A 25808-nucleotide genomic window follows, 5' to 3' on the forward strand; every position below is an offset into this window, starting at 1 on the left:
GCGGGCGTCGCCCGAGGCATCCGGTCAGGTGAACGCGCGGATGCCCGCCGCGACGGCCGCGGCGACGAACACGACGATCACGAACGGCACCCTGAGCGCGTAGAGCGCGGCCGCGACGATGAGCGCGGGCACGCGCGCGTCGACGACGATCTGCTGGCCCGCGCCGAGCGTCTGCACCGCGATGAGCGCGGCGAGGAGCGCCACCGTGAGGAGGTCGGCGATGCGCGCCGGACGCTCGCGCTCGAGGAAGCCCGCGGGCACGAGGTGCCCCGACAGCTTCAGGGCCAGGGTCGCTGCCGAGGCGATGAGGATGATGTGCCACGTGGTCATGCCGCCCGCTTCCTCGAGAAGAGGTCGAACCAGCCGACGACGACGGCGACGAGGGCCGCGACGAGCACCGGGAGCCCCGGCATGAGCACGGGGGTCGCGATCGTCGCGACCACCGCGGCGCCGACGGCGACGGCGCCGGCCTGCACCCGCTTCAGGCGCGGCCAGAGCAGGCCGAGGAACGCGGCTGCGGCCGCCGCATCGAGGCCGTAGGCGCTCGTGTCGCCGAGCGCGTCGCCGATGAGCGCGCCGAGGAAGGTCGTCAGGTTCCATCCGATGAAGATGACGATCCCCGTGACCCAGAATCCGACGCGCGCGGCGCGATCGTCGGTCTGCGCCAGCGCGACCGCCGTCGACTCGTCGATCGTGATCCACGCCGCGGCGATCGTGCGCCAGAGGCTCGAACGGTGCCCGTCGTGCGGTGCGTCGACGACCGGCTTCATGCGCATGCCGTAGACGACGTTGCGGATGCCGAGCATCGCCGCCGTCGCGATCGCCGACCCTCCGGCCGCGACGCCGCCGGAGGCGAGCACGCCCACGAGCGCGAACTGCGAGCCGCCCGTGAACATGACCAGGCTGAGGAAGCACGTCTGCCAGACGTCGAGCCCCGCGGCGACCGCGAGGGCTCCGAACGAGATGCCGTACGCCGCCGTCGCGATGCCGACGGCGAAGCCGTCTCGGATTGCCCCGCGTCGAGCGGCGTCGACGGCCGCGGCAGCCGAAGCCTCCGCCCGCTCGTCCACGCCGCCTCCCGAAGAGAAGAAAGGCCGCCCGGACACCGGGCGGCCTTTCGCTTGCTCCCCCACTTGGACTCGAACCAAGAACCTATCGGTTAACAGCCGATTGCTCTGCCAATTGAGCTATGGAGGATCGCTTGTTCAGCACCGTTACTCTAGCAAACGGTCGGCCAGTCTCCCAATTCGAGGATGCCTCGGACCGGATGAAAGGGACGGGCGGGTCAGTACCCGGCATCGAGGTCGATGACCCCGTCGAATTCGCCCTCCCCGAGGAACGCGCGCACGTTGTGCTCGACGCGCTCGGCGAGCAGGGCGGGGGTCGTCGCGAGCGCGTCGGCCACGTGCGGCGTGATGAGGCAGTCGGGCGCGGACCACAGCGGGTGCCCGACCGGCAACGGCTCGGGATCGGTCACGTCGAGGCCCGCCCCGCCGAGGTGGCCCGAGGCGAGCGCGGTCACGAGCGCGTCGGTGTCGATGATCGGCCCGCGGCCGACGTTGACGACGACCGCACCGGGCGCCAGCGCCGCGAGCACGTCGGCGTCGACCAGCCCGCGGGTCTCGTCGGTGAGGGCCGCCGCCACGATGAGGACACCGGCGCCGGCCGCGACCTCGACGAGCCGATCGGTCGTCACGGTTCGCGCCGCACCCTCGAGGTCGCCGGCACGACGGCGCACGACCGACACCCGTGCCCCGAAGGGCACGAGCAGCCGCAGCAGCGCCGCGGTGATGCCGCCGGCGCCGATGACGACGACGTCCGCGCCGAACAGGCTCCGGCTCGATTCGTCGCGACGCCACTCGACGGCCCTGACTCGCCGAGGAAGGCGTCGAAGCGCCGCGAGCGTCAGGGTCAGCGCGTGTTCGGCGACCGGTCGCGAGTAGACGCCCTTGCCGCTCGTCCAGGTGCGGCCGTCGCCTCGGACGCCCGCGAGCACGTCGGCGAATCCGTCGACCCCGGCCCACGGCAGCTGCACCCACTCGACGCCCGGCGCACGGCGCAGCACCTCGGCCAGGTCGTCGCCGCCCGACGAGGCGCTCCACACGATGCCGCGGGTGCGCTCGTCGAGCGGCCCGACGACCCCGCCCGCGCGTTCGACGGCCGCGACGAGTTCGGGGGCCGCCTCGGGCACGACGGCGATCGACGTGCCCGAGCGGCGCGCGCCCGAGGCATCCGTCATGCCAGCGGCTCGGCCAGGTCGTCGGTGATCGCGTGACCGTCGTCGAGCGCGCCGGCCAGCGCCATCACGTACGGATGCCGCGGATCGTCGAACACCTCGTCGATCGTGCCGATCGCGACGAGCTCGCCACGATCGAGCACGGCGATGCGATCCGCGGTGCTGCGCAGCACCGGCAGGTCGTGGCTGATGATCACCGCCGAGAAGGTGTGGTGGTCGCTGAGATCGCCGATGAGCTGGGCCACGACGTCGCGCACGCTGAGGTCGATGCCCGCCGTCGGCTCGTCGGCGATGAGCAGCGACGGACCGAGCACGAGCGCGCGGGCGAGTGCCACCCGCTGGCGCTGTCCGCTCGACAGCTCGAACGGGTACTTCTCGAGCATGCCGAGCGGCAGGCGCACCCCGTCGAGCATCGTCGCGACGCGTGTCGTGAGGGCCCTCCGGTTGTACCGGTGATCTCGTTCGAGGATGGGGCCGCCGATGATCTCCGCGACGCTGCGATCCGAGGGCAGCGTCGAGGAGGCGTCCTGAGCGAGATAGCCGACGTGGAACCGGAGCTCCGAGACCTTGCGTTTGGGCAGGCGGCGCAGGCCGTGCCCGAGCACGGTCGCCTCGCCGCCCGTGATCACCGGCCGCACCTCGGCCGAGCGCGGCTCGAGGGCGACGCCGGAGAGCACCTTCGCGAGGGTCGACTTGCCGCTGCCCGCGCTGCCGAGGAGGCCGAGCACCTCCCCCGGCGCGACCGTCAGCGAGACGCCGTGCAACGCGACGTGCGCGGGACTCGCGCCGTGCGCCGGGTACTCGATCGACAGATCGCTCAGCACGACCGGATAGCCGTGCGCGTTGCGGTGCATCAGTCTGCCTCCCGGAGCCGGCGCAGTTCCTCTCGACGTTCGGCCTGGGCACCCGGATCGGGCACGGGCAGGGAGGCGAGCAACCGCTGCGTGTAGGGATCGCGCGGCGCGCCGAGCACCTCGGCGCCCGTCCCCTCTTCGACGAGTTCCCCACGATAGAGCACCGCGATGCGATCGGCCAGCAGGTCGACGACCGCGAGGTCGTGGCTGATGAAGAGCGACGCGAAGCCGAACTCGCGCTGCAGCTCGTCGAAGAGCTCGAGCACGCGCGCCTGCACCGAGACGTCGAGCGCGCTCGTCGGCTCGTCGGCGATGAGCAGCTCGGGTTCGAGTGCGAGCGCTCGAGCGAGGCTCGCGCGCTGGCGTTGTCCACCCGAGAGCTCGTGCGGGTAGCGGTCGCCGTAGGCGCGCGGCAGCTGCACCGCCTCGAGCAGTTCGTCGACCCGGTGACGCGCGTCGGCCGCGTTCTGCGCGCGACCGTGCACGACGAGCGGTTCGGCCACGCACTCCGCGATCGTGAGCAGCGGGTTGAAGCTCGACGCCGGGTCCTGGAAGACGAAGCCGATGCGGCTGCGGACCTGCCGGAACTCGCGTTCGCGGATGCCGTTCATCTCGTGGCCGAGCACGCTGAGCGATCCGCCGGTGACCTTCGTCAGGCCGGCGATCGCGCGACCGATCGTCGTCTTGCCGGAGCCCGACTCGCCGACGAGGCCGAGCACCTCGCCCGGGCGGATCACGAAGTCGACGCCGTTGACCGCGCGGAACCCCTGGCGGCCGAATCGGCCCGGATACGCGATCTCGAGCCCCTTCGCCTCGACGACGGGCGTCCCCTCGGCCCAGCCCTCGGGCCGGGCCGCAGCGCGGGCCGCGGTCTTCGCGGTGCCGGTGCCGACGTACGGCACCGCCGCGAGCAGGGCCTTCGTGTAGTCGTCCTGCGGATCCGCGAACAGCTGCTCGGCGGTCGCCTGCTCGACGACCTTGCCCTGGTACATCACGGCGACGCGGTCGGCGAGGTCGGCCACGACGCCCATGTTGTGGGTGATCAGCACGATGCCCATGTCGAACTCGTCACGGCAGCGACGGAGCAGGTCGAGGATCTCGGCCTGCACGGTGACGTCGAGGGCCGTCGTCGGCTCGTCGGCCACGATGAGCCCGGGGTCGAGCACGAGCGCCATCGCGATGACGATGCGCTGCTTCTGACCGCCGGAGAACTGGTGCGGGTAGTGGTCGATGCGCGTCTCGGGGTCGGGGATGCCGACCCGGCGCAGCACGTCGATCGCCTTCGCACGCGCGTCCTTCTTCGAGATCTCGGAGTGGGCGCGCAGCCCCTCGATGATCTGCCAGCCGACCGTGTACACGGGGTTCAGCGCAGTCGACGGCTCCTGGAAGACCATGGCGACATCGGCGCCGCGGATGTCGCGGAGCTTGCGCTTCGACACCGACACGATGTCGTGCTTGCCCGTGCCGGCCTTGTTCGACAGGATCACCGCGCCGCTCGCGGTCGCCGTCTCGGGCAGCAGCCCGAGGATCGTCTTCGCGGTCACGGTCTTGCCGCTGCCGGACTCCCCGACGATTGCGAGCACCTCGCCGCGCTCGACGCTCAGCGTGACATCGTCGACCGCCTTCACGGCGCCCGCGTCGGTCGAGAACGAGACGCCGAGGCGCTCGATGCTGACGACCGTGTTCGTCGTGCTCATCGCTCGACCTCGATTCCGTGCTCGTCGAAGGTGGCTTCGTCTTCGAGTCCGCGCAGGCCGCCGGGGCCGGCGACGAGCGTGCCGCCCGGCACGACCGAGGTCTCGGCGACTTCGCCGGCGGACTGGGCGACTCGCCGACGGCCGCGCAGGCGCGGGTCGGCGAGATCGTTGAGGCTCTCGCCCACGAGCGTGATGCCGAGCACGGCGAGCACGATCGCGAGGCCGGGGAAGAGGGCGGTCCACCAGATGCCGCTCGTCACGTCGGCCACGGCCTTGTTGAGGTCGTAGCCCCACTCGGCCGCTGCGGTCGGCTCGATGCCGAAGCCGAGGAATCCGAGGCCGGCGAGCGTCAGGATCGCCTCCGAGGCGTTCAGCGTGAAGATGAGCGGCAGCGTTCGGGTCGCGTTGCGCAGCACGTGCCGGAACATGATGCGCGCGTGCGGCGCACCGAGCACCTTCGCCGACTCGACGTACGACTCGGCCTTGATGCGGACCGTCTCGGCCCTGATCACCCGGAAGTACTGCGGGATGAAGACGACGGTGATCGAGAGCGCAGCGGCGAGGATGCCACCCCAGAGGCTCGACTGACCGCCCGAGATCACGATCGAGAGCGAGATCGCGAGCAGCAGCGACGGGAAGGCGTAGATCGCGTCGCACACGACGACGAGCACTCGGTCGAACCAGCCGCCGAAGTAGCCCGAGACGAGGCCGAGCAGCACGCCGATGAACAGCGAGCACACGACGGCGACGATGATGACGAACAACGCCGTCTGGGCGCCCCAGAGCACGCGCGACAGGACGTCGAAGCCGCCCGAGGTGGTGCCCAGCAGGTGCTCGGCGGATGGCGGCTGCTGCGCGCCGAACCGGCCGTCGGGCCCACGCAGTTGCGCGAAGCCGTACGGCGAGATGACCGGTGCGAGCAGGGCCGTGAGCACGAACAGGGCCGTGATCACGAGGCCGGCGACGAGCATGCCGCGCTGCAGGCCGACGCTCTGCCGCAGCTGGTGGACGACCGGCAGGCGGTCGCGCAGGCGCCGCTTCGGCACCGCGGGAATGGAAGCCGTGGTCATCTCAGTACCTCACCCTCGGGTCGATGAAGGCTGCGATGATGTCGACGATGAAGTTCGTCAGCGCGACGATCACGGCGAGCAGCACGACGATGCCCTGCACCGCGACGAAGTCGCGCGCTTTCAGGAACTCGGCGAGCATGAAGCCCAGGCCCTTCCACTCGAAGGTCGTCTCGGTGAGCACCGCGCCGCCGAGGAGGAGCGCGATCTGCAGGCCGATGACCGTGATGATCGGGATGAGCGCCGGGCGGTACGCGTGCTTGCGCACGAGCCGGTACTCGCTCACACCGCGAGAACGCGCCGCGTCGACGTAATCGGTCGACAGGGTGCCGATGACGTTCGTGCGCACGAGCCGCAGGAAGATGCCGGCCGTCAGGAGTCCGAGCGCGATCGAGGGCAGGACGGCGTGCGCGAGCACGTCGCCGAGCACGGCCGGGTCGCCGGTCATGAGGGCGTCGATCGTGTAGAACCCGGTCGGATTCGGCAGCGTCTCGATCGCGATCGTCGCACCCGTCGAGGCGCGCCCGTTCACCGGGAGCACGCCGAGCCACACCGAGAACACGAGCTTCAGCAGGAGGCCCGAGAAGAACACGGGGGTCGCATAGCAGAGGATCGCGAAGACGCGGAGCGAGGCATCCTGCCCCTTGTCGCGGAAGTAGGCGGCGATGAGGCCGCCGGGGATGCCGATCAGGAAGGCGACGATGAGCGAGTAGAACGCGAGTTCCATCGTGGCGGCGCCGTAGGTGAAGAGCACCTCGGTGACGGGGCGGTTGTTCGTGAGCGTGGTGCCGAAGTCGCCCGTGAGCAACTGGCCGAGGTACTCGAAGTACTGCACGAAGAGCGGCCGGTCGAAGCCCGCGGCGTGGATGCGCTCGGCGAGCTGGTCGGGTGGCAGCTGCCCGCCGAACTTCGCGGTGATGGGGTCGCCGGTCGTGCGCATCAGCAGGAAGACCAGCGTCACGAGGATGAACACCGTCGGAATGATGAGCAGTGCCCGGATGATGATGTAGCGGCCGAGGCTGGGACCGCCCGAGGATCTCTTGGATCGCTTCGGTGCGGACTCGGCGCCGGTGGCGGGGGCCGTCGTCGTTGAGGTCAATGTTCGCCTATCGGGGGTGGGTCTCGAAGTCGGGTGGCCCGCTCACGCATGAGCGGGCCACCCGTTTCATCGCTGAAGCGACTCTATCCGGCGGTTCAGCCCTTGGTGAGGGGCGCGAACCGGAACTTGAACGAACCGTCGAGGATGGCCCCGTCGATGTCGGTGCCCGTCACGACGACCTGCGCACCCTGGAGGAACGGCACGGTCGACAGGTCGGCCGCGACCTTGTTCTGGATCTCCTCGATGAGCGCGGTGCGTGCTGCCGGGTCGGGCGTCACGGCCTGCTCGAGGATGAGGTCGTTGACCTCCTGGTTGGCGTAGTGGTTGCTCAGGAAGTTCTCGATGAGGAAGAACGGCGTGAGGTAGTTGTCGGCGTCCGAGTAGTCGGGGAACCAGCCGAGCTGGTAGGCCGGGTACACATCGGCGACGCGGTCCTTCGAGTACTGCACGTACTCGGTGGACTGGAGGTCGACCTTGAACAGGCCGTCCGCCTCGAGCTGGTCCTTGATGAGCGCGTACTCGTCGCCGGAGCCGGGACCGTAGTGGTCGGTGTTGTACTGCAGGTGCAGCTCGACCGGGGTCTCGACTCCCGCCGCCTCGAGCGTCGCCTTCGCCTTCTCGGCGTCGGGGCCGCCCTGGCCGTCTCCGTAGAGGTCCTTCAGCGGCTCGATCGCGCCGGCCAGGCCCTCGGGGACGTACGAGTACAGCGGGGTGTAGGTGCCCTTGTAGACCTGCTCGCTCAGCGCGTCGCGGTCGATGAGGTCGGCGAGCGCCTGACGCACCGCGAGCGCCTTGGCCGGGTCGGCCTCGGCGGTCTTCGCACCGTACGGCTGGGTGTCGAAGTTGAAGACGATGTAGCGGATCTCACCGCCGGGGCCGTCGACGACCTTGACCTTGTCGTTGCCCTTGAGGTCGTCGATGTCGGTCGCCGAGAGGCTGCGGTAGGCGACGTCGATGCCGCCCTCCTGCACGTCGAGCTTCATGTTCGACGAGTCGGCGTAGTACTTCAGGTTGATCGTGTCGGTCGCCGCCGGGTCGAGCAGGCCCTTGTAGTTCGGGTTCTTCTCGAACGAGATCAGGTTGTTGAAGTCGTAGCTCTTGATCGCGTACGGGCCGCCGAACGCGTTCGCCGCGACGATGTCGTCGTCGCTCGTCAGCGCGTCGGCCGAGAACGACTCCTCGTCGACGATGGCGCCGGGGAAGCTCGTCAGGATCTGCGGGAAGACCTGGTCGTTCTCCGCCTTGAGGTGGAACACGACGGTGGTGTCGTCGGGAGTCTCGACCGAGTCGAGGTTGTAGAGCAGGCTCGATGCGCCGTTGGGGTCGGCGATCTTGAGCTGGCGGTCGAACGAGAACTTCACGTCGGACGACGTGAGGTCGTTGCCGTTGGCCCACTTGAGCCCCGCCGGAAGGGTGACCGTGTACTCCGTGGGCGCCGTGAACTCGGCGCTCTCGGCGAGGTCGGGCACGACGTCGGTGCTCTCGTAGTCGGTGTTCAGCAGGTACGGGAACACCTGCGTCTGCACCGCGAGCGAACCGTTGTCGTACGAGCCGGCCGGGTCGAGCGCGGTGACCTTGTCGGTGGTGCCGACGGTGATCGTGCTGCCCGAGGCGCCGTCGCCGTTGTCGCCGCCGCCGGCCGAGCAGCCGGCCAACGCGAGCGTGGCGACCGAGAGCCCGGCAGCCGCGATGAGCGCGCGGCGTCCGTTCTTGGATGCGGATGTCATATCCGTCTACCTCTTCCTGTCAGGACTGAAGCGCACCGCGGCGTCCACGGCGCGTTCTCGTATCCCAGAGTTAGCACACGGACCGGTCGCGGCGCATTGGCGGGCCTCCCTCGCCCGCAATGTTTATTGATCTGCAATCTTCCGCGCAACGGATCGGCGTGATGCCACTCAGGACGCCGGATTCCGCTGTTCCACGCGCATCGGCCGATGCATCCGCGGCACTCGGCACGACTGCACTGTTCGGGAATACCGATGCATAACCATCGGAATCTCCCATGCGTTGAAACGGTCGAATCCCTGTCGCGCGGGATCTCGTCGGTGAAAGGATCCGGGGAATCACCTAGCCGGCGGCTATGTGCCGCCTCCACACGTGATGCATGCGGGCTGCATCGTCCCGCGAGAGACACGATCTGGGAGGTTCACGTGTCACGACACCAACACCGACGCAGAATTGGGATCCGACGGGGCGGACTCGCCGTCGCCGCGGCCTTGGGCGTCATCACGCTCGCAACCGTCTCGAGCGGGGCCGCAATGGCGGCGCCGCCCGACTCGTTCGACCCAGCGGTGCTCGACCCCGTCGACCCGCAGCACTGGGAGAACATGGACGACATGACCTGGGACGACTACGTCGGCGTCCCCGGCACCGACTGGGCGAGCGACACCGAGGGGTCGGAGCGGCAGTTCAACGGCGCGATCGTGCTGCTCGACTTCGAGAACCAGCCGTTCCTCGTCACCCAGCCCGAGGGTTCGCACCCCTTCGGCGACCCGTCGGGGCTCGCGAACGGTCTCGACCGCGAGGACGTGCCGCAGTTCTACCTCGACCTGTTGAACACGCCCAATGAGCTCAACCACGGCCGCACCATCAACGACTACTGGATGGAGCAGTCGGGTGGTCGGCTCAGCGTGCAGATGGAGGCGTTCGGTCCGTACCAGCTCCCCGGCAACATCGAGGAGTACGGCCTGAACGACTCGTTCAACAAGCCGAATGCGGCGTACTGCCCGCAGGGCGAGTCGTGCGACAAGGTGCTGCGCACCGACGCGCTCGCGCTCTGGGGTGCCGACCTCGGCGTGCCGGACCCGCTCAAGGAGTTCGACCAGGTGTTCTACATCACGGCCGGGCACGACGAGTCGTCGACGTGGGAGGAGTTCGGGCAGATGCTGTTCGAGTCGCCCGAGGACGTCACCGACGACTTCGGCCCGCCGCGCGACGAGAACGGCCAGGCGCTCGACCAGAACGGGCAGCCGATGGCCAACTGGGCGAAGACCCGCTACATCCCGTGGACGTCGTGGCAGGCCGCGATCAACCACTGGCCGAACGCGAACTTCCCGTCCAACGGCCGCGCCGGCAACTCGACGCAGGCCGAGTCCTCGGGCATGGGCACCTTCGCGCACGAGTTCTCGCACATCCTCGGGATCTCCGACAACTACGGCAACCCGTACGGCACCGAGGCCGACGACGGCGGTCCGCTCCGTGACACGAGCGGCCCGTTCGACGTGCTCGCGCGCGGCTCGTTCAACGGTCCCGGCGGCACGCACGAGCGCTGGAGCGTTCCGTCGGTCGCCGGCGGCTCGCAGCCCGCGGGCGTCGCGCTGCGCAACCGCATCAAGCTCGGGATCATCGACCCGTCGAACTACCTGAACCTGCAGGAGTCCGAGCTCGACGCGCTCGGTTCGGTGGTCACCGAGGTCACCTCGCGCGCGGTCATGCGGCCGGGCGAGCTCACCGGCATCAACCTCGTGTTCGACAAGCCCGACGCTGCGGCGGCCGACAACTCGACCGGCACGTGCACCCGACGGGCGCAGTTCGACTGCGACGGCGGCTCGTTCGACAACTACACCGTCGAGGTCATCGACCGGATGGGCACGGACTCGTTCCAGCCCGACCACGGCGTGATGATCGCGAAGACGAAGAACCAGGACCGCAACCCGTTCATCTGGACGGTCGACGCGAACCCGCAGAACATCGACACGGTCGACTACGTCCGCCCGGACGGCACGCCGATCATGATCACGCGTGGCGACCAGCGTCAGCTGAACGATGCGCTGTTCCATGCCGGCAACGACTCGGGCTCGGAGTACGAGTACGTCGACGAGGCCAACGGGCTGCACTTCTACATCCTGAACATGGAGCGCGACGACGACGGCATCCTGTCGTACGACGTGGCGGTGCGCTCGACGGTGAGCGCGGGCCCCCAGGCCCGCGGCGTCGATCTCGGAAAGGCGATCGTGAAGGGCGACCTCGCGTCCATGCACGGTCAGGCGCAGGCCAAGGGCGTCTCGATCGCGCAGTGCCAGGTGCCGCTGACCAACACGGGTGACGCCGTCGCCGATGCGAAGGCGAACAGCGACATCTACCGTCTCACGACGTCGATCGACGGCCGCGGCTGGTCGGTGAACACTCCGAGCAGCATCGTCTCCGCCGCCGCCGGCGAGACGATCACCGTTCCGGTCTACGCCTCCCGGGGTGCGGACGCCGCCCGTGACGCCACCGTCACGGTCACCGCGACGTCCGAGAACGACCCCTCGGCGACCGAGACGATCACCTGCGAACTCGACGCACCGGGCAACGCCCGCTGAGTCGGGCGCATCGATCGGCGACCCGCGGAACCGGAACCCCTCGGTTCCGGTTCCGCGGGCGCACCGTCGGCGATCGTGCTCGACCGACCACGACCACGCCCGCCCGACCGCGGGCCGCAGGAGGCGACATGGCATTCCGACCGATCCCCCGCGCGACGCTGTGCGCCGCGCTCGCCCTGTCCGCCGCCGCGCTCGCCGGGTGCGCCTCCCCCGGTGACGCGGCCGGAGGCGAGGTCCAGCTCGTCGTTCGCGACGGCAGCCTTCGGGAACTCGGCGCCGTCTGCTCGGGCGCGAGGCCCTACCTCGGGTTCCACAAGGGCGCCGAGCTCGCACTCATCGACGCCGACGGCCGGGAGTCCTACCACGCGGTGCTCGGCGACGGCGAGGCGGTGAAGGTCGACGACATCGACTACGGCACCGCCCCGCGAATCCCGACCTTCTGCCGCTTCGTGCTCGATGCCGCGACCCTCGAGAGCGGCACGTACAGCGTGAGCATCGACGGCGACGTCGTCGCCGAGCACGTCGTGGACGGACCTGCGACCATGATCTTCGTGCCGGCCCTCGCGTCGGTCGACCCGTCCTCCGAAGGAGCAGAATGACGCCGCCCCGATCAGCCGCAGTGTTCACCGTCGTCGCCGCGCTCGTGCTCATGATGACCGCCTGCGCGTCAGGGCCAAGGGGCGGCGCCGACCGGCTCCCCGGGCAGCTCCCCGCCGACGCGTCGTTCGCTGCGGTCGACGGCGCCCCCGACGCGCCCGCGCTCGACGGCCGACTCGTCGACGACACCCGCGTCGACCTCGAGGCGCTCGCGGCCGGTCGACCGCTCATCGTGCAGTTCATGGCGAGTTGGTGCACGAGTTGCGCCGAGCAGCAGTCGGTGATCTCCACGATCGCCGACGAGTACGGCGACGCCATCGCGATCGTGCAGGTCTCGGGCGACCGCGATGTCGCGGAGCTCACGAGCTACCTCGATGAGCAGCAAGTCGACCAGCCCGTGATCGTCGACCCCGATCTCCAGATCTGGCGCTCCTTCGCCGTCACCGAACCGCCCATGACCGCGTTGATCGACGCGGAGGGCCACCTCGCCAAGCTCTGGCCCACGGGCGCCGACGCCGACACGATCCGCGAGCAGCTCGACGCGATCGTGCTCACCGCGGGCTGAGCGCTACTCGGCGCGAAGGGCCCGCCGCTCCTGCTCGAGCTCGACGAGCGCGCGCTGCAGTGCCGAGTACGTCGCCTGATCGGCCCGGTCGAGCCGCTGCAGGCGGCCGAGCAGCTCCGATTTCTGCCGCAGCAGCTCGCGGTCGACGAGCGCGCTGACGACGCCTTGCACATACGCCTCGAGCTCGGCGTCGCTGCGCTGCGGCACCGGCAGTACCGCGAGCTGCTGCACGACGCCGGCGAACGGCTGCGGCACCTCGGCGATGACCCGGTCGACGCGCACGACGGGGTCGGTGGAGCCGAGCACCGAGGCGATGCCGTCGCGCACGACGGCGAGCGTCGCGTTGCCGAAACGCGAGTCGACGGCATGGCGCAGCAGGTCGTCGCCCACGCGTTCGGGGAACTGCAGCATCACCTGCAGGGCGTCGCGCTCGAGCCTCGTCGACGGGTCGCGCGGCAGCGCGGTGATCGAGAACGGCCGGTCGTCGCCGTCGGTCGCGGCCACCCGGGGTGTGGATGCCTCGGCCCGCGCGGTCGCGCCGCGATCGCGGCCCGCAGCCGCGCGCACGGCGCGCGTCACCTCGCCGAGCTCCATGCCGAGCATGCGGGCGAGCTCTCGGGTGTAGCCGGGGCGGATCGACGCATCGCGGATGTCGGCGACGACCGGGGCCGCTGCGCGGAGCGCGCCGACCCGGCCCTCGACGGTCTCGAGATCGAAGCGGGCGAGCGTGTGCCGGATCACGAAGTCGAACATCGGGGTGCGCGACTCGACCAGGGCGCGCACGGCGGCGTCGCCGCGGGCGAGGCGCAGGTCGCACGGGTCGAGCCCGTCGGGGGCGACCGCGACGAAGGTCTGGGCGGCGAACCGCTGCTCTTCGGCGAACGCGCGCATGGCCGCCTTCTGCCCCGCCTCGTCGCCGTCGAACGTGAAGACGACCTCGCCGACGCCAGAGTCGTCGAGCACGCGCCGCAGCACCTTGATGTGATCGACGCCGAACGACGTGCCGCACGTCGCGATCGCGGTCGTCACCCCGGCCAGGTGGCAGGCCATCACGTCGGTGTACCCCTCGACGACGACCACCCGTTGCGACCGGGAGATCTCGCGCTTGGCGAGGTCGAGTCCGTACAGCACCTGCGCCTTGTGGTAGACCGCGGTCTCGGGGGTGTTGAGGTACTTGGGGCCCTTGTCGTCGTCGAGCAGGCGCCGCGCACCGAAGCCGACGGTCTGCCCGGTGACGTCGCGGATGGGCCAGACGAGCCGGCCGCGGAACCGGTCGTAGACGCCGCGGTCGCCCTGCGACACGAGTCCGGCCGCCGCGAGCTCCTCGGTCGAGTACCCGCGACCGCGCAGGTGGTTCGTGAGCGAGTCCCAGCTCTTCGGCGCGAACCCGACGCCGAACCGTCGGGCCGCCTCGGCGTCGAAGCCGCGCTCGCCGAGGAACCGCCGCCCGATGTCGGCCGCCGGCTGCACCAGCTGCTCGACGAAGAACTCGGCGGCCGCCTGGTTCGCGGCGAGCAGTCGCGCCCGGTTGCCGTGGTCGGCGGCGGGCCCGCCGTCTTCGTAGTGCAGTTCGAAGCCGATGCGACCGGCGAGGCGTTCGACCGCCTCGGTGAACGACACGTGATCGATCTTCTGGAGGAAGCTGTAGACGTCGCCCGACTCGCCGCAGCCGAAGCAGTGGTAGTAACCGACGCCGGGCCGCACGTTGAAGCTCGGGCTGCGCTCGTCGTGGAACGGGCAGAGGCCCTTCAGCGAACCGACGCCGGCCGACTTGAGGCTCACGTGCTCGCCGATGATGTCGGCGATGTTCGTGCGGGCCTTCACCTCTTCGACATCGCTCTGTCGAATCCGGCCCGCCATGCTCACATCCTATTCGTCCTCGGTCGTCGTGGTTCCGTCGTCGTGCGCAATCAGTGCCGCACGAGCCGTTCGTGCCAGCTCAGCGCCGACTGGTCGGTCAGGCTCGCGACCTGGTCGACGACGACGCGCCTGCGCGCCTGGTCGTCGTCGGCGGCGGCCCAGTCTTCGGCGAAGCCGGCGTCGAGATGCCGGTCGCCCGTCGCGTAGAGCACGTCGGCGAGCGACGCGAGCACCTCGCGCTGCTGCACGTAGATCGGCTGCCGGGTGTTGCGCGACATCACGAACGCCGCGACGATGCCCTTCAGCACGGCGATCTCGGCCTGGATCTCGCGCGGCACGACGACGTCGGCGTCGAAGCGGATGAGGCTCGCGAGCGGGAACGCGGAGCGCGTCGCCGCCGTCGCGGCGTGCGCGAAGCGGCCGATGAGCTGGCTCGTGAGGTTCTTGAGCCGTGACTGGTCGCGCCTGCTGCCCGACCACTCGTCGAGCCAGACGTCGAGCGAGTCGAGCCGGTCGAACGCGGCGATGAGCTCGTCGTGCGGGATCGCCCCGCCGATCCACTCGTACATCGACGAGACGAGCTCGTCGTGGTCGACCCGGGCGCCGAGCGCTTCGACGTCGATGTACCCGTTGACGATGGCGTCCTCGAAGTCGTGCACGGAGTAGGCGATGTCGTCGGAGAGGTCCATCACCTGCGCCTCGATGCAGAGGCGCCGCTCGGGCGCCCCGGCGCGCAGCCACTCGAACACGGCGACGTCGTCGTGGTAGAACCCGAACTTCTGCCGCCCCGACGGGTCGGCGACGCCCGACGCCTCCGGCCACGGGTACTTGCAGCTCGCGTCGAGACTCGCCCGGGTGAGGTTGAGGCCGTAGCTTCGGCCGTCGGCGCCGAACACCTTCGGCTCGAGCCGGGTGAGCAGCCGCAGCGTCTGCGCGTTGCCCTCGAACCCGCCGATGTCGGCGGCCCAGGTGTTGAGCGCCTTCTCGCCGTTGTGCCCGAACGGAGGGTGGCCGAGGTCGTGCGCGAGGCACGCCGTGTCGACGACGTCGGGGTCGAGGCCGAGGTTGTCGGCGAGTTCGCGGCCGATCTGGGCCACCTCGAGCGAGTGGGTCAGCCGGTTGCGGGCGAAGTCGATGCCGGCCGTCGGACTCAGCACCTGGGTCTTCGCGGCGAGGCGGCGCAGGGCGCTCGAATGCAGCAGGCGCGCCCGGTCGCGCGCGAAGTCGCTGCGCCGGGAGTAGTGCTCCTCGGGCAGCATCCGCTCGCTGTCGGCGGCCTCGTAGCCGCCGAAGAGTCGCGCCGCCATCTCAGCCGCCGCTCGTGTCGAGCTCGGCGTCGACGAGGGTCACCCGATCGTGGCCCTCGAGCTCCTGCGAGGCGAGCCAGCCGTCGGGCAGCGACGGGTTCTTCGGCGTGCCGGCCCGACCGCGCGGGCCCTCGGCGCCCTCGCCCGGGTACGGCATCGTCCAGTCGAGCGTGCCGAGCAGGTCGTCGAGCATCGCGAGCGACTCGACGGTCGCGAGGCGGGCGCGCAGGTCGCCGCCGACCGGGTACCCCTTGAAGTACCAGGCGACGTGCTTGCGGATGTCGCGGCAGCCGCGTTCTTCGCTGTCGAAGAAGTCGGTCAGCAGCTCGGCGTGCCGCCGGAACGTCTGCGCGACCTGCCCGAGCGACGGCCGGAAGAGCGCGTCGTCGCCGTCGGCGAGCTCGCCGCGGAAGCCCGCCGCGAGATCGCCGAAGAGCCACGGGCGACCGAGGCATCCGCGCCCCACCACGACGCCGTCGCACCCGGTCTCGTCGACCATGCGCAGGGCGTCGCCCGCCGACCAGATGTCGCCGTTGCCGAGCACGGGCACGCTCGTGACCGTCTCTTTGAGCTTCGTGATCGCCGACCAGTCGGCCTGGCCCGAGTAGAACTCGGCCGCGGTGCGCGCGTGCAGGGCGACGGCCGCGACGCCGGCGCCCTCGGCGATGCGGCCGGCCTCGAGGTAGGTCAGGTGGTCGGAGTCGATGCCCTTGCGCATCTTCACTGTGAGCGGGGTGTCGCCCGCCGCCTTCACCGCGCCCTCGACGATGTCGCGGAAGAGCCCGCTCTTCCACGGCAGGGCGGCACCGCCGCCCTTGCGGGTCACCTTCGGCACGGGGCACCCGAAGTTGAGGTCGATGTGGTCGGCCCGGTCTTCGGCGACGAGCATGGTGACCGCCTCGGCGACCGTCTTGGGATCGACGCCGTACAGCTGGATCGACCGCGGCGTCTCGGACTCGTGGTGCGTGATGAGCCGCATCGACTCGGGCGTGCGCTCGACGAGCGCGCGCGACGTGATCATCTCGGAGACGTAGAGGCCCGCGCCGAACTCGCGGCAGAGCCGCCGGAACGCGGTGTTCGTGATGCCGGCCATCGGCGCGAGCACGACGGGCACGTCGAGCTCGAGGTCGCCGATCGTGAGCGGACCGCGGGTGAGGGTGGTGGAAGACATCACCGACGATTCTCCCAGAGTTCTGCGCCGCCTCGCCCGCCGCGCCCGTGCGAGCCTAGGATTTCGAGCAGACGAGCCACTGGGGAGGACGAGATGGCGGAACTCACGGGCGCCGAACGGGTGCGTGCCGACGCCGAGGCGCGAGGCCTCGAGGTCGAGATCATCGAGCGGCCCGCCGCGCGCAGCCTCGAGGAGGCGGCGGAGCTCATGGGCATCTCCCCCGGCGACATCGTGAAGTCGCTCGTCGTCAAGCGCAGCGACGGCAGCTTCCTGTTCGCGCTCGTGCCCGGCGGCCGCAAGATCAGCTGGCCGAAGCTGCGCGCCCTCGTCGGCGTCAACAAGCTGCAGCTGCCCGACGCGTCGCTCGCGCTCGCCGCGACGGGCTACGAGCGCGGCACCATCACCCCCCTCGGCTCGACCACCCCGTGGCCCGTGTACGTCGACGAGTCGGTCGCGGGCCGCCGCGTGTCGATGGGCGCCGGCGAGCACGGGCGGAGCCTCTTCGTCGACGCCGACGCCCTCATCGCCGCGTTCGATGCGACGGTCGCCGACCTCAGCGACCCCGAGTAACCGCCGTCGGCCATCGGCGGTGGCCGAACGGCGCGCACCGCGGTGGTCGAGGGGCGACGTGTGCCGAGCCCCGCCCGCGGGAATACCCCCTCCATCCGATGCGTTCGCATCCATCGTGACTACTCCCATCAAGATCGACATCTGGTCCGACATCGCCTGCCCCTGGTGCTACATCGGCAAGCGCCACCTCGAAGCCGGCCTCGCCTCGCTCGGCGACGACGCGCCCGATGTCGAGATCGAGTACCACTCGTTCGAGCTCGCCCCCGACACGCCCGTCGACTTCGAAGGCAGCGAGGTCGACTTCCTCGCGAAGCACAAGGGCCTGCCGACCGAGCGCGTGCAGCAGATGCTGCAGCACGTCACGGGCGTCGCCGCGAACGCCGGCCTCGACTACGATTTCGACGCGCTCAAGCACACCAAGACGCTGAAGGCCCACGAGCTGCTGCACTTCGCGAAGTCGCAGGGTCGCCAGCTCGAGCTCTCCGAGATCCTCTTCAAGGCCTACTTCACCGACGGCCGCCACGTCGGCCGCGTCGACGAGCTCGTCGAGCTGGCCGCAGAAGCGGGTCTCGACGCCGACGCCGCGCGCGCGGCCCTCGAGTCGGGCCGCTACGCCGCCGACGTGCAGGCCGACATCGCCCAGGCGGGCGCCTACGGCATCAACGGCGTGCCGTTCTTCGTCTTCGAGGGCAAGTACGGCGTCTCGGGCGCACAGCCCGCCGAGGTCTTCGGCCAGGTGCTCACCCAGGTCGCGGGCGAGCGCGACGGCGCCGCCGCGTGAGCGTCGAGATCGAGGCGGATGCCGCGGGCGCGGCGCCGCTCGCAGCGCCGGCGCAGGTCTTCCCGTCGGAGTCGCCTTCGGCCGAGGCATCCTCGCCCTTCACCATGGTGACCGGCGCCGCCGGGGCCATGGTCTGCGAGGGCGACGTCTGCTACGTTCCGGGGCTCTCCGCCGAGTAGTCCGAGTCGCTCGGCGCTCGTTACAGTGGTCGGATGCCGGACTCCCCCGCCGTACCGCGACGCATCCTCGTGGCCGGGGCGAGCGGCGCGGGCAAGTCGACGCTCGCACGACGCATCGCCGAGGCATCCGGTCTGCCCTACCAGGAGATCGATGCGCTGTTCCACGGACCAGACTGGACCGCGCGGCCGAGCTTCGCCGATGACGTCGACAGGTTCACGGCTCAAGCAGCGTGGGTGACCGAGTGGCAGTACGAGCCCGTGCGCGAGCTGCTCGCCGACCGGGCGCAGGTGCTCGTCTTCCTCGACTATGCGCGTCCGCTCGTGATGCGACGGGTCATCGTGCGCACGGTGCGTCGCCGGCTGCGCCGCGAGGAGCTCTGGAACGGCAACACCGAGGGACCCTTGCGCACGTTCTTCACCGACCCCGAGCACATCGTGCGCTGGGCGTGGTCGACGCACGCCACTCGGGGCGCCCTCGTCGACGAGGCCGCAGCGCGGCGACCGCACCTCGAAGTAGTGCGCCTCCGGCGCCCGCGCGATGCCGAGGCATGGCTGGAGAAGACCTTCCGTTCCGCGCAGTAGCGATATATCGTTGAGTATCGTTCGCATGTCGCGGGAGGTCATCATGAATGGGAATCGTTCGACCGGCGGATTCGGCGGCCAGGGGTTCGGCGGAGCCGGAAACCCGGGCGCGGCGCTCTGGGAGGCGATGGAGCAGCTGCGCTCCTCGTTCGAACAGCGCCCCGGAATGAAGCGGATGTCGCGCGGCGACGTTCGCGCGGCCGTGCTGGCGCTCCTCTCCGAGCAGCCGATGCACGGCTACCAGATCATGCAGGAGATCGAGGAGCGCAGCGGCGGCTCGTGGAAGCCGAGCGCCGGATCCGTGTACCCGACGTTGCAGCTCCTCGCCGACGAGGGCCTGATCACCGCCTCCGAGCTGCAGGGGCGCAAGACCTATTCGCTCACGGAAGCCGGCCGTGCCGAGGCGGCGGCCGCCGCCGACCGCCCGGCACCGTGGGAGTCGCCCACCGTCCACGGGGGCGCCCACCGGGCCCTCTCGAAGGCGGGTGTCGAACTCGCCGCCGCCGCCGCGCAGGTCGGCCGGAGCGGGTCGCCCGAGCAGATCCAACAGGCGGTGACGGCGCTCGACGAGACGCGGCGCCGCCTCTACGCGATCCTGGCCGAGGGCTGATCGGGTGCCGGCCGGGATGCCGTGTCCTCCGCAACGCGAGAGGATGACGGCATGACCGACGGTGCCCACCGCGCCCGCTCCCGCCGCATCCTCGGGTTCGCCGCGCGCCAGCTCGTGCAGCTCTGGTGGTACGAGCTCGTGCTGCCCAAGATCGGACTCTCGAGCGTCGCCGATCGCACGCGCGAGCGGCGGATGCGCCGGCTCGCCGAACGGTTCCGCACGCTCGCCGTCGAACTCGGCGGACTCATGATCAAGGTCGGGCAGTTCCTCTCCTCGCGGCTCGACGTGCTGCCGCCCGAGATCACCTCCGAGCTCGAGGGCCTGCAGGACGAGGTGCCACCCGTGCCGTTCCCGGCGATCCGCGAGCTCGCCGAGGCCGAACTCGGGTCGCCGCTCGACCGCGTCTACGCATGGTTCGACGAGACGCCCGTCGCGGCGGCCTCCCTCGGACAGGCGCACCGGGCGCAGCTCTCCCCCGTCGACGCCGAAGAGACCGGGCTCGACGAGGTCGTCGTGAAGGTGCAGCGTCCCGGCATCGAGCAGATCGTCGGCGTCGACCTCGCCGCGCTGCGTCGCATCGCGGGCTGGCTCCGGCGCGTGCGCGTCGTCTCCGAGCACGTCGATGCGCCTGCGCTCGTCGAGGAGTTCGCGCAGACGAGCCTCGAGGAGATCGACTACCTGCACGAGGCGCAGAACGCCGAGCGCTTCGCCGAGTCGTTCGCGGGCGACCCGCGGGTCGACGCGCCCGCCGTGGTGTGGGAGCGAACCACCCGGCGCGTGCTGACCCTCGAAGATGTCACCGCGATCAAGATCAACGACGTCGAGGCGCTGCGCGCCGCCGGCATCCCGCCGACCGAGGTGGCCCGCGTGTTCGCCGAGGTGATGTTCGACCAGGTGTTCACCCACGCCTTCGTGCACGCCGACCCGCACCCCGGCAACATCTTCGTCACTCCGCTCGCCGACGGCGACGACGGCGCGCGCGAACCCGGGGAGCGAGGCATCCCGTGGCGTCTCACCTTCGTCGACTTCGGCATGATGGCCGAGGTGCCCGCCGAGCTGCGAGCCGGGCTGCGGATGCTCGTGATCGCGGTCGCCGGACGCGACGGTCGCGCGATGATCGAGGCCGCGCACGAGATCGGAGTGCTCATGCCCTCGGCCGACACGGCCGAGCTGGAGCGGGCGCTCACGCAGCTCTTCGAGCGCTTCGGCGGTATGGGCTTCGCACAGCTCAAGCAGGTCGATCCGCGCGAGTTCCGCGACTTCGGCGTCGAGTTCGGCGACGTCGTGCGCTCGCTCCCGCTGCAGCTGCCCGAGCACCTGCTGCTGCTGATCCGCGCGATGGCACTCACCTCGGGCATGTGCAGCGGGCTCGACCCCGAGTTCAACGTCTGGGACGCGGTCGAGCCGTACGCGTCGCAGTTGCTGCAGGAGGAGGGCGGCAACCTCGTCGAGGACCTCACCGGGCAGGCACTCTCGAGCGCCCGCCTGCTCTGGGGGATGCCGCAGCGCGTCGACGCCCTCATCACGAAGGCCGACCAGGGCCGCATGTCGTTCGACACCTCGCGCCTCGAGCGACGGCTCGACCGGGTCGAGGGCGTCGCCCGCCGAGTCGTGTCGGCCGTGCTGTTCGCCGCGCTGCTCATCGGCGGGGCGCTGCTCACGGCGTCGAACCCCGCCCTCGGCACGACGCTCGTCGCGCTGTCGGTGCTGCCGCTGCTGCACGCCCTGTTCGCGGGTGTCGTCGGGCGGATCCGGCGGCGATAGCGGTCAGCCGCTGACCGTCGGCGCGTCGACCGCCCCGCCGAACCGGCGGTTCCGCCGCGCGTAGATCTCGATCGCATCCCACAGCTGGGTGCGCGAGAAGTCGGGCCACAGCGTGTCGAGGAACACCATCTCGGCGTACGCCGACTGCCAGAGCAGGAAGTTCGAGGTGCGCTGCTCCCCCGACGATCGCACGAACAGGTCGACGTCGGGCATGTCGGGCTGGTAGAGCCGCTTCGCGATCTGCTTCTCGCTCACCGCCGACGGCCGCAGCCGACCGGCAGCGACGTCATCGGCGATCCGCCGCACCGCGTCGGTGATCTCGTTGCGACCGCCGTAGTTCACGCACATGGTCAGCGTCAGCACGTCGTTGCCGGCCGTGAGCCGCTCGGCGAACTGCAGCTCCTCGATGACCGACTTCCACAGCCGCGGCTTGCGCCCGGCCCAGCGGATGCGCACCCCCCACTCGTTGAGCTGGTCGCGACGGCGGTGCAGCACGTCTCGGTTGTAGCCCATGAGGAAGCGCACCTCGTCGGGCGACCGCTTCCAGTTCTCGGTCGAGAACGCGTACACCGACAGGTGCTTCACACCCGCCTGGATCGCCCCCGCAACGACGTCGAGGAGCGCGGCCTCGCCGGCCTTGTGACCCTCGATGCGGGTGAGGCCGCGCTGGTTCGCCCAGCGCCCGTTGCCGTCCATGACGATTGCGACGTGGCCGGGCACCGCCCCCTTCGGGAACGCCGGCGGGTGGATGCCCGTCCAGTCGATCGGCCGGTAGGGCACGGCGTCGCGGTGGGTGTACGGCTTGGGACTCACGTGGTGGCCATTCCTGGTTCGGCGGGTCGGGTGGGGCGGTCGTGCGGTTCGGTCGCGTCGTGCGGGGCGACGCGAGGTGCCGGCGCGGATGCCTCGCGGCTGACGTGCGGCAACGAGCGGAGACCCCGCTCGAGATGCCACTGCGTGTACGCGGCGACGATGCCCGACGCCTGGTTGCGGTCGCGCTCGGGTGCGGCCTCGGCCACCGTCCAGTCGCCCGACAGCAGCGCCCCGAGCAGTTCGACCGTCGAGCGCGCGATGCGCGGCGTGCCGGGCGGGGCGCACTCGTCGTCGCAGACGACGCCGCCGAGCTGCACCACGACGGCGGTGTGCTCGCCGGGCCGCCCGCAGCGCGAGCAGTCGCCGAAGCTCGGCGCCCAGCCGGCGAGGGCGAGCGCGCGCAGCAGGTACGAGTCGAGGGTGAGCGCGGGGCCGTGCTCGCGCCGCGCGAGCGAGCGGAGTGCGCCGACCAGCAGCAAGTACTGCTGCAGCGAGCCCTCGGCCTCGGTGAGCTTGTCGGCCGTTTCGACCATTGCGTTCGCCGCGGTGTACGCCGCATAGTCCTGCGAGATGTCGGCCCCGTACGAGCCGAGCGACTCGGCCTGCGTCACGACGTCGAGGCTGCGACCCTCGTAGAGCTGCAGGTCGGCCACCATGAACGGCTCGAGCCTCGCGCCGAACTTCGAGCCGGTGCGGCGCACCCCCTTCGCGACGGCGCGCACCTTGCCGTGCTGCCGGGTCAGCAGGGTGACGATGCGGTCGGCCTCGCCCAGCTTGTGGGTGCGCAGCACGACGGCTTCATCTCGGTACACGGGCACACGTCGATTCTCCCATCACTGCGGGGCGCGGCATCCGTGATTCACTGTGATCGTGGAAACCGCCCAGTTCACCATTCCCCTGTGGCTCGACCTCACCGCGGTCGGGCTCGGCGGCGTGCAGGGGGCCCTGTTCGCCTCCGGCTTCCGCGGCGAACGACGCCTCGACCTGCTCGGCGTCGCGATCGTCGGCATCGTCATGGGCTTCGGCGGCGGAGCCATCAGGGACCTGCTGCTGAACGTGCCGATCGGCGCCCTCCAGAACAACTGGTACCTGGTGACCGCGGTGGCGGCGTCCCTCGTCGGCATGCTGCTCGCGGCCCCGTTGCAACGACTCAACGGCGTCATCGTCGGGCTCGACGCGATCGTGATCGGCATGTTCGGCGCGTTCGGCACGTCGAAGGCGCTCGGGCTCGGCCTGCCGCTGCTTCCCGCCGTGTTCGTGGGCGTCGCCGCCGCGGTCGGCGGCGGCATCCTGCGCGACATGCTCATGAGCCTGCCGGTGGCGATCATGCACGTCGGCTCGCTGTACGCGGTCGCCGCGGCTGCGGGATGCCTCGTGCTCGCGGTGCTCGACGTGTTCGGAGTACCGCTCTTCATCGGCGGCATCGTCTGCGTGGTCGTCACGAGCGTGATCCGTTGGCTCGCAGTGGTCTTCGACCTCTCGCTGCCCGAGCAGCGGATGCTCTACCGCCGCAAGGTCGCGACCGAGACGGGCGTGATGCCCGTCATCCACCGCTGACCGCGAGCACCGCACCCGGGCACGCCCCGGGGGTCGTTCTCGGCCGGAACCGGATGCCTCGAGGCATCCGGGCGGCGGAGAACGACCCCCGGAACGACTGGCACGGACCTCAGACGGCGGCGAGCTCGGGCTCGGGCTCGACCACGGTCGTGCGCAGCGCGCGGTTCACGGCCGAGACGACCGCCTTGAGCGATGCGGTCGAGATGTCGGCGTCGATGCCGACGCCCCACAGCACGCGCCCGGCGACCTCGAGCTCGACGTAGGCGGCCGCCTGCGCGTCGCCGCCGGCCGAGAGCGTGTGCTCGACGTAGTCGCGCAGCTTCACATCGACGCCTTCGGCGCCCAGCACGTTGAGGAACGCCGAGATCGGGCCGTTGCCGCTCGCGTCGGCGTCGACTCGCTCGTCGCCGTCGCGAAGGCCGACCCGCACGTTCACGACGCCGTCGAGGGCGCTCTCGGTGCGGAGGCCCAGCAGCTCGAACCGGCCCCACTTCTCGTCGGGACGGTCGGCCGGCGCCGGCAGGTACTCGTCGTTGAAGATGCGCCAGATGTCGTCGCTCGACACCTCGCCGCCATCGGCATCGGTCTTCGCCTGGACGACGCCCGAGAACTCGATCTGCAGTCGGCGCGGCAGGTCGAGCGCGTGGTCGGTCTTCAGCAGGTAGGCGACGCCGCCCTTGCCCGACTGCGAGTTGACCCGGATGACGGCCTCATAGCTGCGCCCCAGGTCTTTCGGGTCGACCGGCAGGTACGGCACGGCCCATTCGAGGTCGTCGACGGCGACGCCCGTCTCAGCCGCCTTCGCCTCCATCGACTCGAAGCCCTTCTTGATCGCGTCCTGGTGCGATCCCGAGAACGCGGTGTAGACGAGATCGCCCGCCCACGGGCTGCGCTCGTGCACGCGCAGCTGGTTGCAGTACTCGGCGGTGCGCTTGATGTGGTCGAGGTCGCTGAAGTCGATCTGCGGGTCGATGCCCTGCGTGAACAGGTTGATGCCGAGTGCGACGAGGTCGACGTTGCCGGTGCGCTCGCCGTTGCCGAACAGGCACCCCTCGATGCGGTCGGCGCCCGCCATGTAGCCGAGCTCGGCCGCGGCGATCGCGGTGCCGCGGTCGTTGTGCGGGTGCAGCGACAGGATCACGTTCTCGCGGTGGGCGAGGTGCCGGCTCATCCACTCGATCGAGTCGGCGTACACGTTCGGCGTGGCCATCTCGACCGTGGCGGGCAGGTTGATGATGACCTTGCGGTCGGGGGTGGGCTCGAAGACCTCGAGCACCTGGTTGCACACGTCGACCGCGAACTCCAGCTCGGTACCCGTGTAGCTCTCGGGCGAGTACTCGTAGTAGACGGTCGTGCCGGGAATCGTGCGCTCCATCTCACGGCACTTGCGCGCGCCGTGCAGGGCGATGTCGATGATGCCCTGCTGGTCGGTGCGGAAGACGACCTCGCGCTGCAGGATGCTCGTCGAGTTGTAGAGGTGCACGATCGCCTGCTTCGCACCCGCGATCGCCTCGTAGGTGCGCTCGATCAGGTGGTCGCGCGCCTGCGTCAGCACCTGGATGGTGACGTCGTCGGGGATCGCGCCGTCGTCGATGAGCTGGCGCACGAAGTCGAAGTCGGTCTGGCTCGCGCTCGGGAAGCCGACCTCGATCTCCTTGTAGCCCATGCTCACGAGCAGCTCGAACATGATGCGCTTGCGCTCGGGGCTCATCGGGTCGATGAGCGCCTGGTTGCCGTCGCGCAGGTCGACGGCGCACCAACGGGGTGCGACCTCGATGCGCTTCGACGGCCACGTGCGGTCGGGCAGCTCGACGGAGATCTGCTCGTGGAAGGGGCGGTACCGATGGACGGGCATCGCCGAGGGCTTCTGGTTGTTCTGCATGGGGTGCTCTTCTCGCTTTTCGGATCGAATCAGCCGACGACGAACTCCGCAGCGAGGGAGGCCTGGGAACTAGGACTCGCTGCGGCAGCTAAGGAGAAGCAGGCCGTGAAGCACGCGACAAGGCTAACACCCGCGCGCCGGGCGCGCACGCGTGTGACGTCGCGCGAGCCCCGGCGGGCGTCGCCGGGCGGCGCGGCGAAGCGGGCGGATGCCTCCCCCCACGCCGACCCCCCCCCCCACCCCCCCCCCGCCCCGCCGCGCCCCGCCGCGGCCGCCCTCGAACCGCACCCACGCGTCGGGGACGCTGTCGAAG

General features: G+C 70.4%; 24 protein-coding genes and 1 tRNA gene. 10 read left to right on the forward strand and 15 right to left on the reverse strand.

All coding sequences use genetic code 11. The features are described from left to right. Positions 1 to 24: 24 nt before the first annotated feature. The 9 genes from ACWGPE_RS08325 to ACWGPE_RS08365 all read right to left on the reverse strand — a co-directional run bounded on the left by ACWGPE_RS08325 (position 25) and on the right by ACWGPE_RS08365 (position 8680). Positions 25 to 330, reverse strand: coding sequence for an AzlD domain-containing protein (locus ACWGPE_RS08325; RefSeq protein ID WP_231431127.1), 306 nt, complete (start codon positions 328 to 330; stop codon positions 25 to 27). Then, the gene (locus ACWGPE_RS08330) at positions 327 to 1070 is read right to left on the reverse strand and encodes an AzlC family ABC transporter permease (RefSeq protein ID WP_374201120.1); all 744 of its coding nucleotides are present in this window, start codon (positions 1068 to 1070) and stop codon (positions 327 to 329) included. Before ACWGPE_RS08330 ends, ACWGPE_RS08325 begins: the two co-directional genes overlap by 4 nt. Positions 1071 to 1124: 54 nt before the next feature. Then, positions 1125 to 1197 (reverse strand) — tRNA-Asn (locus ACWGPE_RS08335). 88 nt (positions 1198 to 1285) lie between these two features. Continuing rightward, entirely contained in the window at positions 1286 to 2239 is a 954-nt protein-coding gene (locus ACWGPE_RS08340) for a D-isomer specific 2-hydroxyacid dehydrogenase family protein (protein ID WP_452048490.1), read from the reverse strand. After that, positions 2236 to 3090, reverse strand: coding sequence for an ATP-binding cassette domain-containing protein (locus tag ACWGPE_RS08345; protein ID WP_452048491.1), 855 nt, complete (start codon positions 3088 to 3090; stop codon positions 2236 to 2238). Before ACWGPE_RS08345 ends, ACWGPE_RS08340 begins: the two co-directional genes overlap by 4 nt. Beyond that, on the reverse strand, positions 3090 to 4787 hold the full coding sequence (locus ACWGPE_RS08350; protein ID WP_231431130.1) for an ABC transporter ATP-binding protein: 1698 nt from the start codon (positions 4785 to 4787) through the stop codon (positions 3090 to 3092). Before ACWGPE_RS08350 ends, ACWGPE_RS08345 begins: the two co-directional genes overlap by 1 nt. After that, the gene (locus ACWGPE_RS08355; protein ID WP_231431131.1) at positions 4784 to 5857 is read right to left on the reverse strand and encodes an ABC transporter permease; all 1074 of its coding nucleotides are present in this window, start codon (positions 5855 to 5857) and stop codon (positions 4784 to 4786) included. The genes ACWGPE_RS08350 and ACWGPE_RS08355 overlap by 4 nt, the downstream gene beginning before the upstream one ends. Position 5858: 1 nt before the next feature. Further along, positions 5859 to 6953, reverse strand: coding sequence for an ABC transporter permease (locus ACWGPE_RS08360; protein ID WP_231431132.1), 1095 nt, complete (start codon positions 6951 to 6953; stop codon positions 5859 to 5861). Positions 6954 to 7048: 95 nt separating this feature from the next. Continuing rightward, complete coding sequence (locus tag ACWGPE_RS08365; RefSeq protein ID WP_231431133.1) at positions 7049 to 8680, reverse strand: ABC transporter substrate-binding protein; 1632 nt, start codon at positions 8678 to 8680, stop codon at positions 7049 to 7051. A 423-nt stretch (positions 8681 to 9103) separates the two neighbouring features. Here ACWGPE_RS08365 and ACWGPE_RS08370 point away from each other — a divergent pair, with 423 nt between their 5' ends. The 3 genes from ACWGPE_RS08370 to ACWGPE_RS08380 all read left to right on the forward strand — a co-directional run bounded on the left by ACWGPE_RS08370 (position 9104) and on the right by ACWGPE_RS08380 (position 12419). Further along, the gene (locus ACWGPE_RS08370; protein WP_231431134.1) at positions 9104 to 11257 is read left to right on the forward strand and encodes a metallopeptidase domain-containing protein; all 2154 of its coding nucleotides are present in this window, start codon (positions 9104 to 9106) and stop codon (positions 11255 to 11257) included. A gap of 128 nt (positions 11258 to 11385) precedes the next feature. Further along, a complete protein-coding gene (locus tag ACWGPE_RS08375; RefSeq protein WP_231431135.1) occupies positions 11386 to 11856 on the forward strand; it encodes a hypothetical protein in 471 nt (156 codons plus the stop codon). Next, positions 11853 to 12419: a TlpA family protein disulfide reductase gene (locus ACWGPE_RS08380; RefSeq protein WP_231431136.1), complete on the forward strand. Its 567-nt coding sequence runs from the start codon at positions 11853 to 11855 to the stop codon at positions 12417 to 12419. The genes ACWGPE_RS08375 and ACWGPE_RS08380 overlap by 4 nt, the downstream gene beginning before the upstream one ends. A gap of 3 nt (positions 12420 to 12422) precedes the next feature. On the opposite strand, the gene dnaG is transcribed toward ACWGPE_RS08380, so the two are convergent. Genes dnaG through dusB form a run of 3 tightly spaced genes read right to left on the reverse strand, consistent with a single transcriptional unit; the run spans position 12423 to position 16757 of the window. Next, entirely contained in the window at positions 12423 to 14279 is a 1857-nt protein-coding gene (dnaG, locus tag ACWGPE_RS08385; protein ID WP_452048492.1) for a DNA primase, read from the reverse strand. A 50-nt stretch (positions 14280 to 14329) separates the two neighbouring features. Then, positions 14330 to 15586 carry a deoxyguanosinetriphosphate triphosphohydrolase gene (locus ACWGPE_RS08390; protein ID WP_231431138.1) on the reverse strand — a complete coding sequence of 419 codons (1257 nt, stop codon included), beginning with the start codon at positions 15584 to 15586 and terminating at the stop codon, positions 14330 to 14332. A 1-nt stretch (position 15587) separates the two neighbouring features. Then, positions 15588 to 16757, reverse strand: coding sequence for a tRNA dihydrouridine synthase DusB (gene dusB, locus ACWGPE_RS08395; RefSeq protein ID WP_231431139.1), 1170 nt, complete (start codon positions 16755 to 16757; stop codon positions 15588 to 15590). Between the two features lie 93 nt (positions 16758 to 16850). Here dusB and ACWGPE_RS08400 point away from each other — a divergent pair, with 93 nt between their 5' ends. The 6 genes from ACWGPE_RS08400 to ACWGPE_RS08425 all read left to right on the forward strand — a co-directional run bounded on the left by ACWGPE_RS08400 (position 16851) and on the right by ACWGPE_RS08425 (position 21243). Continuing rightward, the gene (locus ACWGPE_RS08400; protein WP_275505857.1) at positions 16851 to 17327 is read left to right on the forward strand and encodes an aminoacyl-tRNA deacylase; all 477 of its coding nucleotides are present in this window, start codon (positions 16851 to 16853) and stop codon (positions 17325 to 17327) included. Between the two features lie 115 nt (positions 17328 to 17442). After that, a complete protein-coding gene (locus ACWGPE_RS08405; RefSeq protein ID WP_452048493.1) occupies positions 17443 to 18108 on the forward strand; it encodes a DsbA family oxidoreductase in 666 nt (221 codons plus the stop codon). Next, a complete protein-coding gene (locus tag ACWGPE_RS08410) occupies positions 18105 to 18287 on the forward strand; it encodes a hypothetical protein (RefSeq protein WP_452048494.1) in 183 nt (60 codons plus the stop codon). The genes ACWGPE_RS08405 and ACWGPE_RS08410 overlap by 4 nt, the downstream gene beginning before the upstream one ends. A 33-nt stretch (positions 18288 to 18320) precedes the next feature. Continuing rightward, a complete protein-coding gene (locus tag ACWGPE_RS08415) occupies positions 18321 to 18869 on the forward strand; it encodes a P-loop NTPase family protein (RefSeq protein WP_231431143.1) in 549 nt (182 codons plus the stop codon). Positions 18870 to 18912: 43 nt separating this feature from the next. Next, on the forward strand, positions 18913 to 19479 hold the full coding sequence (locus ACWGPE_RS08420; protein WP_376930134.1) for a PadR family transcriptional regulator: 567 nt from the start codon (positions 18913 to 18915) through the stop codon (positions 19477 to 19479). A 51-nt stretch (positions 19480 to 19530) separates the two neighbouring features. After that, positions 19531 to 21243 (forward strand): ABC1 kinase family protein, encoded by a 1713-nt coding sequence (locus ACWGPE_RS08425; RefSeq protein WP_452048495.1) that lies wholly within the window; start codon positions 19531 to 19533, stop codon positions 21241 to 21243. A 3-nt stretch (positions 21244 to 21246) separates the two neighbouring features. Here the strand turns inward: ACWGPE_RS08425 and ACWGPE_RS08430 are convergent, their stop codons facing one another. Both ACWGPE_RS08430 and recO read right to left on the reverse strand, forming a co-directional pair. Beyond that, the gene (locus tag ACWGPE_RS08430; protein WP_231431146.1) at positions 21247 to 22056 is read right to left on the reverse strand and encodes an isoprenyl transferase; all 810 of its coding nucleotides are present in this window, start codon (positions 22054 to 22056) and stop codon (positions 21247 to 21249) included. Further along, a complete protein-coding gene (gene recO / locus ACWGPE_RS08435; protein WP_231431147.1) occupies positions 22053 to 22874 on the reverse strand; it encodes a DNA repair protein RecO in 822 nt (273 codons plus the stop codon). The genes ACWGPE_RS08430 and recO overlap by 4 nt, the downstream gene beginning before the upstream one ends. A 52-nt stretch (positions 22875 to 22926) precedes the next feature. Between recO and ACWGPE_RS08440 the strand changes: the two genes are divergently transcribed. Continuing rightward, positions 22927 to 23613: a trimeric intracellular cation channel family protein gene (locus tag ACWGPE_RS08440; protein ID WP_231431148.1), complete on the forward strand. Its 687-nt coding sequence runs from the start codon at positions 22927 to 22929 to the stop codon at positions 23611 to 23613. A 109-nt stretch (positions 23614 to 23722) separates the two neighbouring features. Here the strand turns inward: ACWGPE_RS08440 and leuA are convergent, their stop codons facing one another. Further along, on the reverse strand, positions 23723 to 25495 hold the full coding sequence (gene leuA / locus ACWGPE_RS08445) for a 2-isopropylmalate synthase (protein WP_452048496.1): 1773 nt from the start codon (positions 25493 to 25495) through the stop codon (positions 23723 to 23725). Between the last annotated feature and the right edge of the window lie 313 nt (positions 25496 to 25808).

The sequence above is a fragment of the Agromyces sp. NPDC055658 genome (assembly GCF_053618155.1).

Coding starts and splice junctions, on each gene's coding strand:
- ACWGPE_RS08325 (WP_231431127.1), bottom strand. CDS start 330: ATGACCACGTGGCACATCATCCTCATCGCCTCGGCAGCGACCCTGGCC.
- ACWGPE_RS08340 (WP_452048490.1), bottom strand. CDS start 2,239: ATGACGGATGCCTCGGGCGCGCGCCGCTCGGGCACGTCGATCGCCGTC.
- ACWGPE_RS08345 (WP_452048491.1), bottom strand. CDS start 3,090: ATGCACCGCAACGCGCACGGCTATCCGGTCGTGCTGAGCGATCTGTCG.
- ACWGPE_RS08350 (WP_231431130.1), bottom strand. CDS start 4,787: ATGAGCACGACGAACACGGTCGTCAGCATCGAGCGCCTCGGCGTCTCG.
- ACWGPE_RS08355 (WP_231431131.1), bottom strand. CDS start 5,857: ATGACCACGGCTTCCATTCCCGCGGTGCCGAAGCGGCGCCTGCGCGAC.
- ACWGPE_RS08365 (WP_231431133.1), bottom strand. CDS start 8,680: ATGACATCCGCATCCAAGAACGGACGCCGCGCGCTCATCGCGGCTGCC.
- ACWGPE_RS08375 (WP_231431135.1), top strand. CDS start 11,386: ATGGCATTCCGACCGATCCCCCGCGCGACGCTGTGCGCCGCGCTCGCC.
- ACWGPE_RS08380 (WP_231431136.1), top strand. CDS start 11,853: ATGACGCCGCCCCGATCAGCCGCAGTGTTCACCGTCGTCGCCGCGCTC.
- dnaG (WP_452048492.1), bottom strand. CDS start 14,279: ATGGCGGGCCGGATTCGACAGAGCGATGTCGAAGAGGTGAAGGCCCGC.
- ACWGPE_RS08390 (WP_231431138.1), bottom strand. CDS start 15,586: ATGGCGGCGCGACTCTTCGGCGGCTACGAGGCCGCCGACAGCGAGCGG.
- dusB (WP_231431139.1), bottom strand. CDS start 16,757: ATGTCTTCCACCACCCTCACCCGCGGTCCGCTCACGATCGGCGACCTC.
- ACWGPE_RS08400 (WP_275505857.1), top strand. CDS start 16,851: ATGGCGGAACTCACGGGCGCCGAACGGGTGCGTGCCGACGCCGAGGCG.
- ACWGPE_RS08415 (WP_231431143.1), top strand. CDS start 18,321: ATGCCGGACTCCCCCGCCGTACCGCGACGCATCCTCGTGGCCGGGGCG.
- ACWGPE_RS08420 (WP_376930134.1), top strand. CDS start 18,913: ATGAATGGGAATCGTTCGACCGGCGGATTCGGCGGCCAGGGGTTCGGC.
- ACWGPE_RS08425 (WP_452048495.1), top strand. CDS start 19,531: ATGACCGACGGTGCCCACCGCGCCCGCTCCCGCCGCATCCTCGGGTTC.
- leuA (WP_452048496.1), bottom strand. CDS start 25,495: ATGCAGAACAACCAGAAGCCCTCGGCGATGCCCGTCCATCGGTACCGC.